Source organism: Mesorhizobium sp. B2-4-19 (assembly GCF_006441315.1).
GTDB lineage: Bacteria > Pseudomonadota > Alphaproteobacteria > Rhizobiales > Rhizobiaceae > Mesorhizobium.
The window spans coordinates 625,351-640,301 of record NZ_VFUV01000001.1; the positions used below are offsets into that span (position 1 = coordinate 625,351).

Here is a 14,951-nt window from a genome sequence, read left to right on the forward strand (position 1 = left end):
TTCAGCGTGGCCCGGTGCCAGGAACCGGGTCAGACAATCTTTCGGCGTGCCATCTCAGATGGTCGTCCATGAATGTCGAAATGAAGAAATACGAATGGTCGTAGCCATCCTGAATGCGCAAGGTCAGCGCAATGCCCGCCTTGGCGCAGGCCGCTTCCAGCAACCAGGGCCTCAGCCCGTCCTTGAGAAAGCCGTCAGACGTTCCCTGATCGACGAAAAACTCGGGGAAATGGTGGCCATCCTCGATGAGCAAGGTGGCATCGTAGCCCCGCCATGACGCCTCATCGACGCCGAGATATTTTTCGAGGGCGGGCCACGACCAGCCGGCGGTGCTTGGCTGCACGATCGGCGCGAAGGCCGAACAGCTTTTGAAGCGTTCGGGATTCTTGAGCGCGATCGTCAGCGCGCCATGCCCGCCCATCGAGTGGCCGAAGATCGCCTGGCGCGTCATATCGGCCGGAAATTCCCGGGCGATCAACGCCGGCAATTCCTCGGTGACATAGGAATACATGCGGTAGTTCGTGGCGTAAGGCGCTTGCGTCGCATCGACGTAGAAGCCGGCGCCACTGCCGAACTGCCAATTGTCCTTCTCGTCGGGAATGTCGGCGCCGCGTGGGCTGGTGTCGGGACAGACGATGATCAGGCCAAGCTCCGCGGCCATGCGCCTGTACTCACCCTTGTCCATGACATTGGCATGGGTGCAGGTGAGGCCGGAGAGGTACCATACGACAGGGCAAGGTTTCTCACGGGCCTGCGGCGGCACGAAGACGGCGAAAATCATGTCGCAAGAGCAGGCATACGAAGCATGGGAATAGACGCCCTGCACGCCGCCATGCGACTTGGCCGAGGAGAGGGTCTTCATCCGGTCCGACATCTTGTTTCTTCTCCGCCAACGTCCTTCACGGCCGCCTGTCTACGGCATGGGCCGGGACCGCGGCAACCCTGATGGATTGGATCGATGGTCGCGAGGGCAGCTCCGGCCTATTCCGCCGACAGGGCCGTCACTTCCCGCCGGAACGGCAGCGCATCGCCGATATCGTATTCGTCCATTTCGCGCGCGAAGCGGTGACCAGCGTGGGTCGCGGCGGCTTCGTCATCCGCAGAATGCCGCATATCGCCGCGACATTATTGGCGTGGATCCTGCAAGATCATCTCCGCTGCCTTCTCCGCGATCATGACGACCGGAGAGTTGGTGTTGCCCGAGACGATTGTCGGCATGATCGAGGCATCGACCACGCGCAGTCCGGCAAGCCCGTGAACGCGTAGCCGGTCGTCGACCACCGCCATCGAGTCCGAACCCATCTTGCAGGTGCCTACGGGGTGAAAGATCGTCGTACCGATATCGCCGGCCTTGCGGATGAGGTCTTCGTCGCTGTCAAATTGCGTGCCGGGCAGCATCTCTTCGGGCGCAAAGCGTGCCACGGCCCGTGCCTTCATCAGGCTGCGCACATGGCGCAGTGATGCGACCGCGACGCTGCGGTCTCCCGCGGTGGAGAGATAGTTCGGCCGGATCTTCGTCGCCTCGCGCGGATCGGACGATGCCATATGCACGGTACCCCGGCTTTCCGGGCGCAGATTGCAGACCGACACGGTGACCGCGGGAAAGCGATGCAGCGGCTCGCCCAGACGGTCGGTGCTCAGCGGTTGCACGTGGTATTCCAGATCAGGTGTTGCGAGCCGAGGATCGCTTCTGGCGAAGATGCCGAGCTGGCTCGGGGCCATCGACAGCGGCCCGCTGCGTTTGAGCGCATATTCCACACCCATCGCCGCGCGGCTGATCAGATTGTGATAGCGCTGGTTAAGCGTCGCGGCATTGGCGACCTTGAAAACCGTGCGTATCTGCAGATGATCCTGCAGGTTTTCGCCAACGCCCGGCAAGGCGCGTCGAACATCCACGCCAATGCTCGAAAGCAGGTCAGGGCGCCCGACCGCCGACAGTTCGAGGATCTTCGGCGAGTTGACGGCACCGGCTGCAAGGATGGTCTGTCCGGCGCTGACGCTGTGCAGGCGGTCGCCCTGGCGGAAGACCAGTCCGATGACGCGCCGGCCGTCGAATTCGAGCCGTTCGGTCTCCGCCCCCGTCACCACGCGCAGATTCTGACGTGCCGCAATGCCGCGCAAAAACGCCTTCGATGTGTTCCAGCGCACCCCTTGCCGCTGGTTGACCTCGAAATAGCCCGAGCCTTCATTGGTGCCGGTGTTGAAATCGTCGGTGCGGGGAATGCCGAGTTCCTCGGCGGCGTCCCGGAACGCGTCGAGGATCGGCCAGGACAGACGCTGCCGTTCGACCCGCCACTCGCCGCCGCTGCCATGCATGGCGCTCTCGCCGCCGTGATAGTCTTCCGACTTGCGGAAATACGGCAGCACATCGTTCCAACCCCAGCCGACATTGCCGGCCTGTCGCCAGCCCTCATAGTCGGCGGCCTGGCCGCGCATGTAGATCATGCCGTTGATCGACGAACAGCCACCAAGCACCTTGCCGCGCGGATAGCTGAGGCTGCGTCCGTTGAGACCGGCTTCCGGCTCGGTCTTCATCATCCAATCGGTGCGCGGATTGCCCATGCAGAAGAGGTAGCCGATCGGAATATCGACCCAGTGATAGCGGTCGCTGCCGCCGGCTTCGAGCAGCAGCACCCGGTTGCGCGGATCAGCCGAGAGCCGGTTGGCGAGCACGCAGCCGGCGGAGCCGGCACCGACGATGACGTAGTCGTAATCGCCGAAAGGGGATGATGAAGTTGCGCTCACATGCGTACCTGCTGTCCCGCGATGCGCTCGCACATCGGAATCATCGCCTGGTTGATGTCGCCACACAGGCGATACCGTCCCGCGTAAGCCTCGGCAACCGCCGCATTGAGCGCGAAGTGTCGGGCGGCGGCCGTCATGGCGGCAGCGCCGGCGCTATAGTGCGCGAAGATGTCGACGCCGGTGCCCGCTACGTCGATAACAGCCTTGATAGACCAGACTTCGGTGGCTGTCATGCAATGTGGTATGATGCGTGGTTGATGAATGATCGATCGCCCGATGCCCCTCTGGGAAGGCGTCGGGGTAAAAGGTTGCTTTCTCGCCGACGATATCGGAAGCGCCCTGGCGTCTGGCCCCTAAATATCGATGCGCTGCTCGTTGCCGGGGTCGAACAGGTTGACGCTGGCCGGATCGACGGCAAGGAATATCGGCTCGTTTCGCCGGCCTGTAAACCTCGGCTGCAGGCGGGCGATGATCGACTGTTCGCCAACCTGCACCGTCACCATGGTTTCCGGCCCTGTCGGCTCCACGACATCGATCACCCCCGTGACCGAAGCTTCATCACGCCCGACTACCTTTAGTTCTTCAGGCCGTATGCCCAGGATCACCGGGCGCTCGGATTGAACCGGCCGCTTGCCGGCCTGCAATGCGACCGACACGCCGCCCGATGCGAAACGCACGCCGTTCGCGTCCGAGACCAGGCGCCCGGGCAGGAAGTTCATCGCCGGCGATCCGATGAAACTTGCGACGAACACGTTGGCGGGCCGTTCATAGATGGTGCGAGGATCGGCGAACTGTTGGATGTGGCCGCCCTTCATCACCGCCACCTTGGTGGCCAGCGTCATCGCCTCGATCTGATCATGCGTCACATAGACGATGCTGGTGCCCAGACGCTCGTGCAGGCGCTTGATCTCCGTGCGCATTTCCACACGAAGCTTTGCATCGAGATTGGAAAGCGGCTCGTCGAAGAGGAACAGCTTGTCTTGCGGCTGGCGACCGTCGTGATCGCTCTTGGCCCGAACGCCAAGAGCGTAATCAAGACATTCTGCCGGGAAATAGGAACTGAACTGCCAAAGCAGATGCCCTCGCCGAAAGGAGACCGCGTGCTGTTCTGGCGCTCGCAAACGGGCAAGACACCAATAACCGTGAAGGCAATCGCGCCGCGCCAGTCGCTCAAACGGCACAGCCGTAAATATGCCGAAGGACTGCTTGATGAAGCCGGTTTCTATTTCAAGGGTCCCGACAAGATGATGAGCCTGGCGCGCGCACAATCTGATGATTTTTGTCCAGATGGCCGAAGGTATCGACGACAAGACCCGGGACTATCATTTGCGCGCCGGCGACTATTCCGATTGGTTCCGGCACCAGATCAGGGACAAAGACCTGGCGCTCGAAACGACTGTCGTCGAGAAGGACGAGACATTGTCGTCGCAGGAGAGCCGCAAGGTCGTGCTCGACGCGGTACCTCGGCGTTACACAGCTCCAGCAACAGCTCCGGATGCCCAACGATGAACACCGAAGACGACAAGCCAGGGCCAGTCTTTTCCGCACAGGACGCAAGGCAAGGCGAAATCATCCTGAGAACGCGCACGCGCCGGATCGTTTTCATAGCCGGGCTGGTCGGCATCATCGTGCTGGCAATCGTGCTGCGTTTTTGCGATCGGCTAGCGTCCTGCGCGGCTGCCGTCCCGTACCTCGAGACAGGAACCTTTACCAAAGCCCGTCGTTGATCTGCGTCCGCCTGACAGCGTCGACAAAGCCGCGATAGCCTGAAAGCCGTTCCCGTGGATAATAGAGTCGAGAGACCTGAAAGAGAAAGCGACCGCGACGACGAGGCGCGGAAAGAGCCGGGCCAGCCCCATGGACGCGATGGAAAGTCCGATGGCGAGGCAGGGGCTGGCACTGACCAGGTCAAAAGTGCCTCCTTGCTCGGTTTCCCCAGACGTCACCCTTTCGTTACTGCTGCTCTTGTCATCGTGTTGATAGTTGTTGTCGTGGGCACCGTCCTCTGGTGGCTCAATGCGCGTCAGTACGAATCCACCGACGATGCCTTCATCGATGCTCGCACGGTCACGGTCAGCGCAGAAATCGCCGGACGCATCACCGACATCACCGTTACAGACAACCAACCGGTGAAGAAGGGCGATGTCCTGTTGCGCATCGACGACAGCGATTATCGCGCTTCACTCGAACAGGCCGACGCCGGCGTCGCCGCCGCGCAAGCGGAGATTTCCAACATCGCTGCCCAGATCCAGGCGCAGAGTTCCAAGATCGACGCGGCGCAGAAGCAAGTGGCGCTCGCCCAGGCAGCGTTCGATTTCGCCAAGGCCGAAGACCAACGCAATCGCGAATTGCTGACGAAGGGCACGGTGACGCAGCAGCAGGCGCAGCAGGCAGCGTCGACGCTGCGGCAAGACCAGGCAACATTGGACAGCGCTGAAGCCGAGGTGGCGGCAGCGAAGAGCCAAGTCTCGGTCATGCGGGCGCAGACCAAAAGCAGCGAGGCCAAGCTCCGGCAGGCACAGGCCACTGAAGATCAGGCCAAAACGGCGCTTACCCGCACCACCATAACCGCGCCCATGGCCGGACGAGCAACCAGCATTTCAGCGGCCCTCGGCACCTACACCCAGCCGGGTCAGGTGCTGATGATGTTCGTTCCCGACGAGGTCTGGGTGAAAGCCAATTTCAAGGAAACCCAACTCGACCTGATGCGCGCCGGGCAGCCGGTCGACATCGGTATCGACGCTTATCCCGGCAAGACCTTCCACGGCCATGTCGACAGCGTCCAGGCCGGCAGCGGCACCGCCTTCAGCCTGTTGCCCGCCGAAAACGCCACCGGCAATTTCGTCAAGGTCGTGCAGCGCGTGCCGGTCAAGATCGTCTTCGACAATCCGCCTGATGTGCTCCTCGGCCCTGGCCTGTCGGTGGTGCCGACGGTCAAGGTGCAATGACCGCCGAGGCGATCAGCGAACAGGACGAAAGCCGTTCCGCTGCCGGCGGACGCAATCCCTGGCTGATCGCGGTCGTGGTCTCGATCGCTACGTTCATGCTGGTACTCGATACCTCCATTGCCAACGTGGCTCTGCGCAACATAGCCGGCAGCCTGGCGGCTGGCATGGACGAAAGCACCTGGGTCATCACGACCTATCTCGTCGCCAATTCCGTGATCATTCCAGTCAGCGGATGGCTTGCCGGCATCGTTGGCCGCAAGCGTTATTACATGCTTTGTGTCGCGACCTTTACCGTCGCCTCGCTGTTGTGCGGGTTGGCAACCAATTTGCCGATGCTCATCCTGTTCAGGATCCTACAGGGCCTCGGCGGAGGCGGCATGGCACCCAGCGAACAGTCCATTCTGGCCGACACGTTCCCACCTGAAAAGCGCTCACAGGCATTCGCCCTCTATGGCATCGCCGTCATTGTCGCGCCAACGGTCGGGCCGACCCTCGGCGGCTGGCTGACCGACAATTTCTCCTGGCACTGGATCTTTTTCATCAACGTGCCGTTCGGCATCCTGTCGCTGGCGCTGGTGCAATGGCTATTGGTCGAACCGAAAGTCCTCGAGCGCGAACGCCAGGATCGGCTGCGCCGCGGCCTCAAGATCGACTGGGTTGGTTTCCTGCTGGTCGCACTGGCGCTCGGCAGCCTGGAGATCTTCCTTGACGAGGGGCAGCGCAACGATTGGTTTTCGTCGAACTTCATCACCATTTTCGCGGTGATTTCGGCGATCTCATTCGCGCTGCTCATTCCATGGGAACTGAGCCGCGACGACCCGGTCGTCGACATACGTTTGTTGTTCACGCGCCAATTCGGCACCTCTTTCCTGGTGATGATGGCGGTTGGCGCCGTCCTGTTCTCCACCACACAATTGATGCCGCAGCTGCAGCAGACCGCCTTCGACTACACGGCAACCCTTTCGGGCCTGTCGATGATGCCGGGCGGCATCGCCATGCTGGTAATGATGCCGATTTCAGGATTCGCTGCCGGCATCGTCCAGCCCAAATACCTGATCATGCTTGGCATGGCGGTGGTGGCGGTCGCGCTGTGGCACATGACTTCGCTTGCGCCCGACGCCAGCTTCCGCTTCTTCGCCTTTGCCCGTGTGTTCATGATGATCGGACTGCCATTTCTTTTCATCCCGATCTCGACCGCATCCTATGTCGGCCTGCGCCCGCAACAGACCAACCAGGCCTCGGCCTTGATCAATGTCGCCCGCAACATCGGCGGCAGCATCGGCGTGTCGCTGTCCAACACGGTGATCGCCCAGAACGCGCAACTGCATCAGTCCAATCTGGTGAGTCAAACCGTGCAGTCGTCCGTCACCTATCAACAAACGCTTCGCCAGGTGACAGACCATTTCGTCGCCCAGGGTTCGCCCCTGGTCGAAGCCAAGCAGCAGGCCGTCGGCTGGATCGGCCAGCTCATCGCCCGCCAAGCATCGCTGCTCGCCTATGTCGACGTCTTCCGTTATTGCGCGGTTGCGACCGCTTTGTTCGTTCCCCTGGCGCTGCTGCTCCAATCCGCCAAACCGAAACCTCAAAAGCGCTAGCCCGGAGCGCAAGATGAAATCGCAGATCGTTGCCGAAAGCAGTGGCCAGAGAACGGAAGAGCGATCGTAGCCGTGGCCAAAGACCCCTATCCACTGCCGCTGGACACTCCCCCCATGGAAGCCAAGGCTGCAGATAGCCTTCCGGTCGACGATGGCTCCTGGCAGTATGAACCGAAATGGGACGGCTTTCGCTGCCTGGTTTTCAAGAACGCGGAGAGCGTCGAGCTGCGCGCAAAATCGGGAAAACCGTTGGGGCGATATTTCCCGGAATTGGTGGCTATGTTCAGTGAGATCGAAGCTCGGGACTTCGTTGTCGACGGTGAAATCACGATCGAAATCAATGGACGTTCTTCCTTCGACGCACTGCAGATGCGGTTGCATCCGGCCGAGAGCAGAATCCGTAGGCTGAGCGTGGAGACCCCTGCCCGGCTCACTTTGTTCGACATATTGGTTGCGCCGGGCGGCGAGGTGTTGCTCGACAAGCCCCTGACCGAGCGGCGAGCGGCCCTCGAAGACCTCGTCGCCAAGATGGCGAAGTCCGCATTGCATCTATCGCCCTGCACCAACGATCCAGCCGTCGCCAAGCGTTGGCTGCAAGGGGCTGGCCACGGCTCGACTGACGGCGTCGTGGCAAAAGCGCGCGCTGAGCCCTATCGGCCGGGCGAACGCGCCATGGTCAAGGTGAAACGGCTGCGTACGGCCGACTGCGTCGTCGGCGGGTTCCGTTATTTGACCAACAGCAGGGAGGTCGGCTCACTGCTGCTGGGCCTCTATAATGATCGCCACGAGCTCGACCATGTCGGCTTCACATCGACCGTAGGCAAGGACGGCAGGGCTGCGCTCACCAGAAAGCTGGAAAAGCTGCGCGGCGGTCCCGGTTTTACCGGAAAAGCGCCGGGCGGCCCGAGCCGCTGGAGCACGGAGCGTAGCGGCGAATGGGAAGCGCTGCGACCGCAACTGGTGGTCGAAGTCCGCTTCGACCATGTCACCGGCAACCGGTTCCGGCACGGAACCAAGCTGTTGCGATGGCGACCCGACAAGGCTCCGCAACAGTGCACGTTCGAACAAATCGATTGATGGAGGCCGAAATGAGCCTGTTTTTTCGAGCTGCAAAAATTGCCGAGGAGGCGCATAGGGGACAGACAGACAAGACGGGACGACCCTACATCGAACATTGCAGGCGCGTGGCCGATGCCGTCGAAACAATCGATCAGAAAGTTATCGCCTATCTGCATGATGTCCTGGAAAAAGGCCAAGGTTGGACGCGGGGCCGGCTTGAAGAGGCAGGGTTTGGCCCTGCGATTGTTTCGGCGGTCGAAGCGCTGACCAAATGGGATGGCGAGGATGACGCCGCCTTCGTGCGCAGGGCCGCGTCGAACAAATTGGCGTTGCCGGTCAAGTGGGCGGACCTCAGGGATAATCTATGGCAGGTCCAGCAAACGGGCGCTTCGACTGCTAAATATGAGGAAGGCCTGCGAATTCTCGCCGAAGAATTCCCAATGCGACCGGGCATTTGAAGGCAACGGGCCTGGCCTCTGGCGTTCTCGGACAGAAATGCGTCCATGCGCTCGAGAACGCGCTTGGCGACACTCGATGGCTGGCCGAACGAGATCGGCAGGCCAAGAATGAAGGTATCGACGTCGACGATCTTCTTGCGTAATTTCGGCCAGTCGTCGCCTTTGCCCATATCCGACAGGACGCCCAGTCTAACGTCATGATCGGGCGCGCGAACGATTTCGCCGTTCACGCCGTACGGCACCCATCGCGGCCAGCAGATCGGCGAGCAGCCGGTCGGTCGATGATTTTTCGCTGTCATCGGAGTTCTTCAAAATGCAGTTGAGGGCGAAGGCTTTGAGAGGCATCGGCAACTCCTTGTGTTCCTGTGCAACGCATGGAACGACGCGAAGTTGCTGCTTGCGTCGGGTGAGACTCGGGGGTTACTGCCCGATCAACGTCAGCCCAAACAGAATTGCCAGCCATAGCCCAACCGCCGCGACGACGAGCCTGGGAAGAAGGCCTTTGCCTGCCAGGTGCATGAACACCAGCGCGATCACTGCTGTCTTGGCGGCGGCTATTGCGAGGTTGATGGCGGAGTTGAAGCCGCCGAGATCGAGGAAGGACGAGCCGACAGTCAGCGCCAGCAGCAGCAGAAGTCCGACATAGGCGAAGAAGAGGCTTCGAAGCTCGGTCATCGCATGGTCATCCCCGGTTGATCAGATAAAGGATCGGGAACAGAAAGACCCAGACGATGTCGACGAAGTGCCAGTAGAGGCCGACGGCCTGAATCCGGCGTGCCCGGCTGGCCGGCGTGGCTTGCGGCCACAAGGCAAGCACGCCGGCGACAGCGAGAATACCTCCGATCAGATGCAGGGCATGCAACGCGGTCATTGCGAAATAGAGGCCGAAGAAGAATTCGGAATGAACCGGATCCGGCCCGTTGTAGTTGAACGGTGCGCCGAGGACCGGCGCCAGCCCCTCGCTGAATTCCCTGCCATATTCCGTCGCCTTGACGGCGAGGAAGCCAAGGCCGAGCAGCGAGGTCGCTGCCAGCGACCAGGTCGCCGCGCGCCAGCGGCTGTCGGTCGAATACATATGCGCCAGCGCCATGGTGAGACTGCTGGTGATCAGTATGGCGGTGTTCAGCGTGCCAAGCGGCAACGACAGATGTTTCGACGCCGCCGCGAAGGCGGCGCCATAACTCATATGCGCGATGAGAAAGATTAGGAAAATGGCGCCGAACAGCATCGCCTCGGAGCCGATGAACACCCACATGGCGAAGGTGTCGGCTGCCTTCTCGCGAGACGCATTGTCGAAGGCGACGCTTTCGGTCTCACTGCTCATCGGCCCGCTTCCAGATGCGGGCTGAAGCGTTCATGTTCCAGGCCTTTCATGTCGTAGGCATAGGCAGGCTGTGTCACCACCGGCATCGTCTCGAAATTGTGCGGCGGCGGCGGCGAACTGGTCTGCCATTCGAGGCCTGTTGCCTGCCAGGGATTGTCCGGCGCGCGTGCGCCGCGAAACAGCGACCAAGTGAGATAGAACAGCGGCATCAGATAGCCGATGGCCAGCACAACCGCGCCCGCCGACGACAGCACATGCCAGAACTGGAACTCCGGCGGATAGGTATGATAGCGCCTGGGCATGCCGACGAAACCAAGCACATATTGCGGGAAGAACGTGAGGTTGAAGCCAAGAAAAGTGACGGTCGCGGCGATGCGGCCCCAAGTCTCCGAATACATGCGGCCGGTGAGCTTCGGCCACCAGAAATGCAGTCCGGCCATGTAGGCGGTCACCATGCCGCCGACCATGATGTAGTGGAAATGGGCGACGACGAAGTAGGTGTCGTGGACGTGCACGTCGATGGCGAGTGCCGCCAGGAACAGGCCGGCCAGCCCCCCGAACGTGAACAGCGCCAGGAAAAACAGCGCGTAGAGCATCGAGGTCTCGAAACTGATCTCCCCCTTGCGCAGCGTCAGGCTCCAGTTGAAAACCTTGATCGCGGATGGGATGGCGACGCAGAACGACAGGAAGGAAAACACCACGCCGGCATAGGCGGACTGCCCGCTGACGAACATATGATGGCCCCAGACGAGGAATCCGAAGATGGCGATGGCCATCGAGGACAGGGCAACCGCCTTGTAGCCGAACAGCGGCCGGCGGCTGAAGCAGGGCAGCACCTCCGACACGACGCCCATGCCGGGCAGAATCATGATGTAGACAGCCGGATGCGAGTAGAACCAGAACAAATGCTGGAACAGCAGCGGATCGCCACCAAGCTTGGGGTTGAAGATGCCGATGCCGAAGACCCGCTCCAGAACGATCAGGATCAGCGACGCGGCGAGCACCGGCGTCGCCAGCACCATGACCAAGGCTGTCGCGTACATCGTCCAGACGAAGATCGGCAGCCGGAACCAGGTGAGGCCCGGCGCGCGCAGCGTGTGCACGGTGACGATGAAATTGATGCCGGTCATGATCGTCGAAAAGCCGACGATGAAGACCCCAAGCGCGGCGGACGAGACGAAGCCATTGGCGTAGAGCGTCGACAGCGGCGTGTAGAAGGTCCAGCCGGTGTCGACGCCGCCGGCAACGACCGAGAACAGCGCGAAGAAGCTGCCGAAAATGAAGACATACCAGCTGGCGAGGTTAAGCCGCGGGAGGGCAAGATCGCGCGCGCCGATCATCAGCGGCAACAGGAAATTGCCGAGGGTAGCCGGGATCGACGGCACCAGGAAGAACCAGATCATGATGATGCCGTGCAGCGAAAACAACCTGTTGTAGACATCGTCGGAGACGAGGTCGCCCGCCGGCGTCGCAAGCTCGATGCGCATCAGGACCGCGAAGGCGCCGCCGAGGAAGAAGAATGCGGTCAGCGAAATAAGATAGAGCCAGGCGACGCGTTTGTGGTCCGTCGTCAGCAGCCATGCGCGCGGGCCGCTGCCTTCGTAGAGATAGCTCGCGGGCGTCACGGAAGTGCTCATCGGACTGCCTCGTTGCTTGCTGGCGTCGGAGGTGAAAGCGATCTGAGATAGGCGAGGAGCATCTGCAACTCCCCCTCATCGACCAACCCGTCGAAACTCGGCATGACCGGTTCATAGCCAGCGACGATCTCCTTGTTGGGGACAAGGATGGAATCGCGCAGATAGCGGTCGTCGGCGATTTCCGTCTGCTGGTTGGCCAGTGCCACTGGCCGGCCGAAGATGCCCTCAAGCGGGGGCGCCCTGACCTTGCTCGAATTGCCGTGACATCCCGAACAGCCAAGGGCCCGAAACAGTTTTTCGCCGCTCGCCGCCAGCGTCTCGCCCTCGCCCTGGCTGTCCAGCCAAGCGGCGTACTGCTCCGGTGCCATCGCGGTCACCCAGCCGCCCATCGCGGAGTGCTGCGTGCCGCAATACTGGGCGCAGAACAGATGATAGCGGCCGGGTTCCGTGGCGATGAACCAGACACGGGTGGTGCGACCGGGCACGGCATCCTGCTTGACCCTGAAGGCCGGAACGAAAAACGAGTGGATGACATCCTGCGATGCCAAGGACACCACCACCGCCCTGCCGACCGGCACGTGCAGTTCGTTGATCTCGCGCTGGCCGCCTGGATGGCGAAACTCCCACATCCATTGCTTGCCGAGACCGGCGATCTCGATGGCGTCCGCCGGCGGATGATCGCGGCGGACAAACAGCACGGCGCCCCAGCCGAAAAAGATGAAGGCGATGATCAGGCTCGCCATGGTCCAGATCAGTTCCAGCGGCAGGCTGCGGGCCCGCTCGCCGGTGCGGTCGGCAGACGAACCGACGCGGTATTTGACGGCATAGCCGACCACCAGGAAGGTGAGGAAAAGACCAAGCACGACGGCAAAGGCGAACAACGTGTAGAAGAGCACATCCACGCCGCGCGCGGCTGATGACGCTTCCTGCGGGAAGAATGGAATGCCGAAGCTCATGGGCGCCTCCCACGCATGAGCAGCATAACCGTCGTTGCGAGTCCAAGAACCATGGCGATGCTGGCAACCTTCAGCGCAGCCCAGATCGCCGGCGTATATTGGCCCTTCGACGTGTCGAAGCCGGCACAAAGCAAAAAGACATGGTCGCCGATCGACCCAAGCTTGCCGGCGGAGGCCTCGACCAGCGCCAGTTCGAGATCGCGCGGCGTGAAGGTCAGCGCCGGCAGCACCTGCGCAATGCGGCCCGCCGGCGTCAGCGCGATGATGGCGATAGGATGCACGAACTGGTCGATGCCGGCACGACGGTCAAAGGCGATGCCGGCTTGCGCGGCAAGGGCCGCGCCGACGCCTTCAGCGCCGGTCAGGAACCGCCAAGACGACAGTCCATTGCCGGCCGCCGGCGCGATGGCAGCCTGCACATGGGCGGCATCCGCCGGTGTCTCGGTATCATCGATGGAGACAAAGAGCGCCCGATAGCTTGCCGGGCTGAGCGACGTCTTCTTCAGGTCCGAGGCAACCGCCTGCTGGGTGACGCCGCAAAGACTGGGGCACTTGTCGTAGCCGAAGATGAGCAGCGCCGGGCGCCCCTCGAGCGTTTCACCGAGCGTTCGCTGTTGGCCGGTTGCATCGCGAAGCTTCCGGCTCAGATCGAGTTGCGCGCCTATTTGCGGATCGAAGGTCGGGCGCTCGGCTGCGATGGCCGGCAAAGCGATGAGCAGACACAGCGCGGCAAACCATCTCTTCATCGGCTTGCTCCGCGATCATCCGGCGCCGATCCGCCGCAGCGATCCGCCTGCGGCGATCGCGGCACGCCCTCAAGCAATGCGCAATTGCCGCCGCCGGTTGTCGCTGCCGGCTGGCCCCAATTGGGCAGGCCATGGCTGACGAGCGCCCGCATCGCCTCATCGATCGGAATACGGGCAATACCGGCATTGCGATCGACCCAGCCGAGTTTCTGCAACTCCTGGTCCTCTTGTGCCCGGAAAGTGACGAGATCGCTCTCCGGCGTGCGTTGCAAGGCTGGACTGTTCTGGCTGCCTGACGTCGATGCACCAGGTAACGGCCAGACTGGCGTGGTGTCGAAGATGAGCCTGATGGCGATTGCCGCCGCGGCCAGGAACACGAGCAGGCCGGCTCCAAAACCGAGCACGGTGCGCGGCCGGACATCGCGGGTTTCGGGGTGACGGATAGCCTTAGCCATGGACAAGCATCCGCCGCCAGAAGGCAATCCGCTCGGGCCGGGCAGCCAAGAAGAACAGGAGCGCCAGCCAGAGTCCACCCGCGCCTGCCATCGCTGCCAGATCGCACCAAAGCTCCTGGATGCCGCTGACGGAAAGCGGCGGCCGAATCCGCCAGAGGACGTCGATAAAGTGGCCGACCAGCAACAGGCCGGCGAGAATGAGCAGACCAGCATGGCTACGCTTCACATTGCGGCTGAGGAACCCGGCCAGAGGTAAGGCGAACTGCAGCGCGATCAGCAGCCAGAGCAGATACTGCCAGCCATGGCTGGCGCGGATGACATACCAGTGGATCTCATCGGGCAGATCGCCACCCCAGATCACCAGCCATTGCATAAAGGCGAGGTAGACCCACATCAGCATGAAGCCGAACGCCATGTTGGCGACGTCTTCGCTCAGCGCCACATCCTCCTCGCCGCCGGGTATGGTCTCGATGGCGCGCTTTGCGGCGAGCATGATCATGGCAAGGGCGAAGGCGCCGACAACTTCCGAGGCTGCTTCCAGGAAGGCATAGATGGTCGAGGTGAATTCGGGTTCCAGCGACAACATCCAGTCGATGGCGAAGATCGTCACCGCCGCGCCGTGGACAATCAGCCCGGCGGTGCAGCCTTTGCCCATATTGCCTCGGGACCTGTCGTCGGCTGTCCAGCCAAGCACAAGCGATGTCAGCAACAGCCAGATCGCGGAACAGATCGCAAAGCGCAGCAGGAAGAACGGCACGTTCAGATAGGCGAGTTTCTGGCGTACCGTATCGGGCAATGCGGCCGTGTCGGCTCCCGCCCAGGGAAAGACGAGGTCAAGCCGGACCAGAACCGGGAGAAGGAAAAGCAGGCCGAGCGGGAGGGTCGCCACCAGCGCGCGCAGTGGCTGGCGGACTGTCTCGCCCCATCGCCCACCGGTCAGCCCGTGCACCATCAACACGGTCAGCGCGCCGAGCGGCAAGCCGATCAGAAAAAGCGCTGTGGTGAGCCAGGCGACGAGCATCGCCCGG

At 62.0% G+C, this 14,951-nt stretch carries 19 protein-coding genes; 6 read left to right on the top strand and 13 right to left on the bottom strand.

What is annotated here, in order from left to right; genetic code table 11:
* Position 1: 1 nt before the first annotated feature.
* From fghA to FJ546_RS03000, 5 genes are all read right to left on the bottom strand, one after another.
* Positions 2 to 874, bottom strand: coding sequence for an S-formylglutathione hydrolase (fghA, locus tag FJ546_RS02985; RefSeq protein ID WP_140887936.1), 873 nt, complete (start codon positions 872 to 874; stop codon positions 2 to 4).
* Positions 875 to 981: 107 nt separating this feature from the next.
* Positions 982 to 1,113: a hypothetical protein gene (locus tag FJ546_RS31885; RefSeq protein ID WP_281405640.1), complete on the bottom strand. Its 132-nt coding sequence runs from the start codon at positions 1,111 to 1,113 to the stop codon at positions 982 to 984.
* A gap of 12 nt (positions 1,114 to 1,125) precedes the next feature.
* Complete coding sequence (locus tag FJ546_RS02990; RefSeq protein WP_140887937.1) at positions 1,126 to 2,745, bottom strand: GMC family oxidoreductase; 1,620 nt, start codon at positions 2,743 to 2,745, stop codon at positions 1,126 to 1,128.
* The gene (locus FJ546_RS02995; RefSeq protein WP_181167787.1) at positions 2,742 to 2,978 is read right to left on the bottom strand and encodes a hypothetical protein; all 237 of its coding nucleotides are present in this window, start codon (positions 2,976 to 2,978) and stop codon (positions 2,742 to 2,744) included. The genes FJ546_RS02990 and FJ546_RS02995 overlap by 4 nt, the downstream gene beginning before the upstream one ends.
* Before the next feature lie 120 nt (positions 2,979 to 3,098).
* Positions 3,099 to 4,055, bottom strand: a complete 957-nt coding sequence (locus FJ546_RS03000) for a TOBE domain-containing protein (protein WP_246686720.1) — start codon at positions 4,053 to 4,055, stop codon at positions 3,099 to 3,101.
* On the opposite strand from FJ546_RS03000, the gene FJ546_RS31470 reads away from it, so the two are divergent.
* The 6 genes from FJ546_RS31470 to FJ546_RS03030 all read left to right on the top strand — a co-directional run bounded on the left by FJ546_RS31470 (position 4,033) and on the right by FJ546_RS03030 (position 8,805).
* A complete protein-coding gene (locus FJ546_RS31470) occupies positions 4,033 to 4,254 on the top strand; it encodes a hypothetical protein (RefSeq protein WP_246686721.1) in 222 nt (73 codons plus the stop codon). The genes FJ546_RS03000 and FJ546_RS31470 overlap by 23 nt on opposite strands.
* Positions 4,251 to 4,472, top strand: a complete 222-nt coding sequence (locus tag FJ546_RS03010) for a peptide ABC transporter permease (RefSeq protein WP_246686722.1) — start codon at positions 4,251 to 4,253, stop codon at positions 4,470 to 4,472. Before FJ546_RS31470 ends, FJ546_RS03010 begins: the two co-directional genes overlap by 4 nt.
* Before the next feature lie 264 nt (positions 4,473 to 4,736).
* Positions 4,737 to 5,693 (top strand): HlyD family secretion protein, encoded by a 957-nt coding sequence (locus tag FJ546_RS03015; protein ID WP_246686723.1) that lies wholly within the window; start codon positions 4,737 to 4,739, stop codon positions 5,691 to 5,693.
* The gene (locus FJ546_RS03020; RefSeq protein ID WP_140887941.1) at positions 5,690 to 7,288 is read left to right on the top strand and encodes a DHA2 family efflux MFS transporter permease subunit; all 1,599 of its coding nucleotides are present in this window, start codon (positions 5,690 to 5,692) and stop codon (positions 7,286 to 7,288) included. The genes FJ546_RS03015 and FJ546_RS03020 overlap by 4 nt, the downstream gene beginning before the upstream one ends.
* 63 nt (positions 7,289 to 7,351) lie before the next feature.
* Positions 7,352 to 8,365, top strand: a complete 1,014-nt coding sequence (locus FJ546_RS03025) for an ATP-dependent DNA ligase (protein ID WP_140887942.1) — start codon at positions 7,352 to 7,354, stop codon at positions 8,363 to 8,365.
* Between the two features lie 11 nt (positions 8,366 to 8,376).
* Positions 8,377 to 8,805, top strand: coding sequence for an HD domain-containing protein (locus FJ546_RS03030; protein ID WP_140887944.1), 429 nt, complete (start codon positions 8,377 to 8,379; stop codon positions 8,803 to 8,805).
* Between the two features lie 195 nt (positions 8,806 to 9,000).
* On the opposite strand, the gene FJ546_RS31475 is transcribed toward FJ546_RS03030, so the two are convergent.
* The 8 genes from FJ546_RS31475 to FJ546_RS03070 form a co-directional block, all read right to left on the bottom strand.
* Positions 9,001 to 9,150, bottom strand: coding sequence for a hypothetical protein (locus FJ546_RS31475; RefSeq protein ID WP_246686725.1), 150 nt, complete (start codon positions 9,148 to 9,150; stop codon positions 9,001 to 9,003).
* A 75-nt stretch (positions 9,151 to 9,225) separates the two neighbouring features.
* The gene (locus FJ546_RS03040; RefSeq protein ID WP_140887946.1) at positions 9,226 to 9,480 is read right to left on the bottom strand and encodes a cytochrome C oxidase subunit IV family protein; all 255 of its coding nucleotides are present in this window, start codon (positions 9,478 to 9,480) and stop codon (positions 9,226 to 9,228) included.
* Positions 9,481 to 9,487: 7 nt separating this feature from the next.
* Positions 9,488 to 10,129 carry a cytochrome c oxidase subunit 3 gene (locus tag FJ546_RS03045; RefSeq protein WP_140887947.1) on the bottom strand — a complete coding sequence of 214 codons (642 nt, stop codon included), beginning with the start codon at positions 10,127 to 10,129 and terminating at the stop codon, positions 9,488 to 9,490.
* Positions 10,126 to 11,766 carry a cytochrome c oxidase subunit I gene (ctaD, locus tag FJ546_RS03050; protein WP_140887949.1) on the bottom strand — a complete coding sequence of 547 codons (1,641 nt, stop codon included), beginning with the start codon at positions 11,764 to 11,766 and terminating at the stop codon, positions 10,126 to 10,128. The genes FJ546_RS03045 and ctaD overlap by 4 nt, the downstream gene beginning before the upstream one ends.
* Positions 11,763 to 12,722, bottom strand: a complete 960-nt coding sequence (gene coxB, locus FJ546_RS03055; RefSeq protein WP_140887951.1) for a cytochrome c oxidase subunit II — start codon at positions 12,720 to 12,722, stop codon at positions 11,763 to 11,765. Before coxB ends, ctaD begins: the two co-directional genes overlap by 4 nt.
* A complete protein-coding gene (locus FJ546_RS03060) occupies positions 12,719 to 13,468 on the bottom strand; it encodes an SCO family protein (protein ID WP_140887952.1) in 750 nt (249 codons plus the stop codon). Before FJ546_RS03060 ends, coxB begins: the two co-directional genes overlap by 4 nt.
* Positions 13,465 to 13,923 carry a hypothetical protein gene (locus FJ546_RS03065; RefSeq protein WP_140887954.1) on the bottom strand — a complete coding sequence of 153 codons (459 nt, stop codon included), beginning with the start codon at positions 13,921 to 13,923 and terminating at the stop codon, positions 13,465 to 13,467. Before FJ546_RS03065 ends, FJ546_RS03060 begins: the two co-directional genes overlap by 4 nt.
* Entirely contained in the window at positions 13,916 to 14,944 is a 1,029-nt protein-coding gene (locus FJ546_RS03070; RefSeq protein WP_140887956.1) for a hypothetical protein, read from the bottom strand. Before FJ546_RS03070 ends, FJ546_RS03065 begins: the two co-directional genes overlap by 8 nt.
* Positions 14,945 to 14,951: the final 7 nt, after the last annotated feature.

Excerpts from the sequence above, each read along its gene's own strand:
- fghA (WP_140887936.1), bottom strand. The coding sequence starts at position 874 with ATGTCGGACCGGATGAAGACCCTCTCCTCGGCCAAGTCGCATGGCGGC.
- FJ546_RS31885 (WP_281405640.1), bottom strand. The coding sequence starts at position 1,113 with ATGCGGCATTCTGCGGATGACGAAGCCGCCGCGACCCACGCTGGTCAC.
- FJ546_RS02995 (WP_181167787.1), bottom strand. The coding sequence starts at position 2,978 with ATGACAGCCACCGAAGTCTGGTCTATCAAGGCTGTTATCGACGTAGCG.
- FJ546_RS31470 (WP_246686721.1), top strand. The coding sequence starts at position 4,033 with ATGGCCGAAGGTATCGACGACAAGACCCGGGACTATCATTTGCGCGCC.
- FJ546_RS03010 (WP_246686722.1), top strand. The coding sequence starts at position 4,251 with ATGAACACCGAAGACGACAAGCCAGGGCCAGTCTTTTCCGCACAGGAC.
- FJ546_RS03020 (WP_140887941.1), top strand. The coding sequence starts at position 5,690 with ATGACCGCCGAGGCGATCAGCGAACAGGACGAAAGCCGTTCCGCTGCC.
- FJ546_RS03030 (WP_140887944.1), top strand. The coding sequence starts at position 8,377 with ATGAGCCTGTTTTTTCGAGCTGCAAAAATTGCCGAGGAGGCGCATAGG.
- FJ546_RS31475 (WP_246686725.1), bottom strand. The coding sequence starts at position 9,150 with ATGCCTCTCAAAGCCTTCGCCCTCAACTGCATTTTGAAGAACTCCGAT.
- FJ546_RS03040 (WP_140887946.1), bottom strand. The coding sequence starts at position 9,480 with ATGACCGAGCTTCGAAGCCTCTTCTTCGCCTATGTCGGACTTCTGCTG.
- FJ546_RS03045 (WP_140887947.1), bottom strand. The coding sequence starts at position 10,129 with ATGAGCAGTGAGACCGAAAGCGTCGCCTTCGACAATGCGTCTCGCGAG.
- ctaD (WP_140887949.1), bottom strand. The coding sequence starts at position 11,766 with ATGAGCACTTCCGTGACGCCCGCGAGCTATCTCTACGAAGGCAGCGGC.
- coxB (WP_140887951.1), bottom strand. The coding sequence starts at position 12,722 with ATGAGCTTCGGCATTCCATTCTTCCCGCAGGAAGCGTCATCAGCCGCG.
- FJ546_RS03060 (WP_140887952.1), bottom strand. The coding sequence starts at position 13,468 with ATGAAGAGATGGTTTGCCGCGCTGTGTCTGCTCATCGCTTTGCCGGCC.
- FJ546_RS03065 (WP_140887954.1), bottom strand. The coding sequence starts at position 13,923 with ATGGCTAAGGCTATCCGTCACCCCGAAACCCGCGATGTCCGGCCGCGC.
- FJ546_RS03070 (WP_140887956.1), bottom strand. The coding sequence starts at position 14,944 with ATGCTCGTCGCCTGGCTCACCACAGCGCTTTTTCTGATCGGCTTGCCG.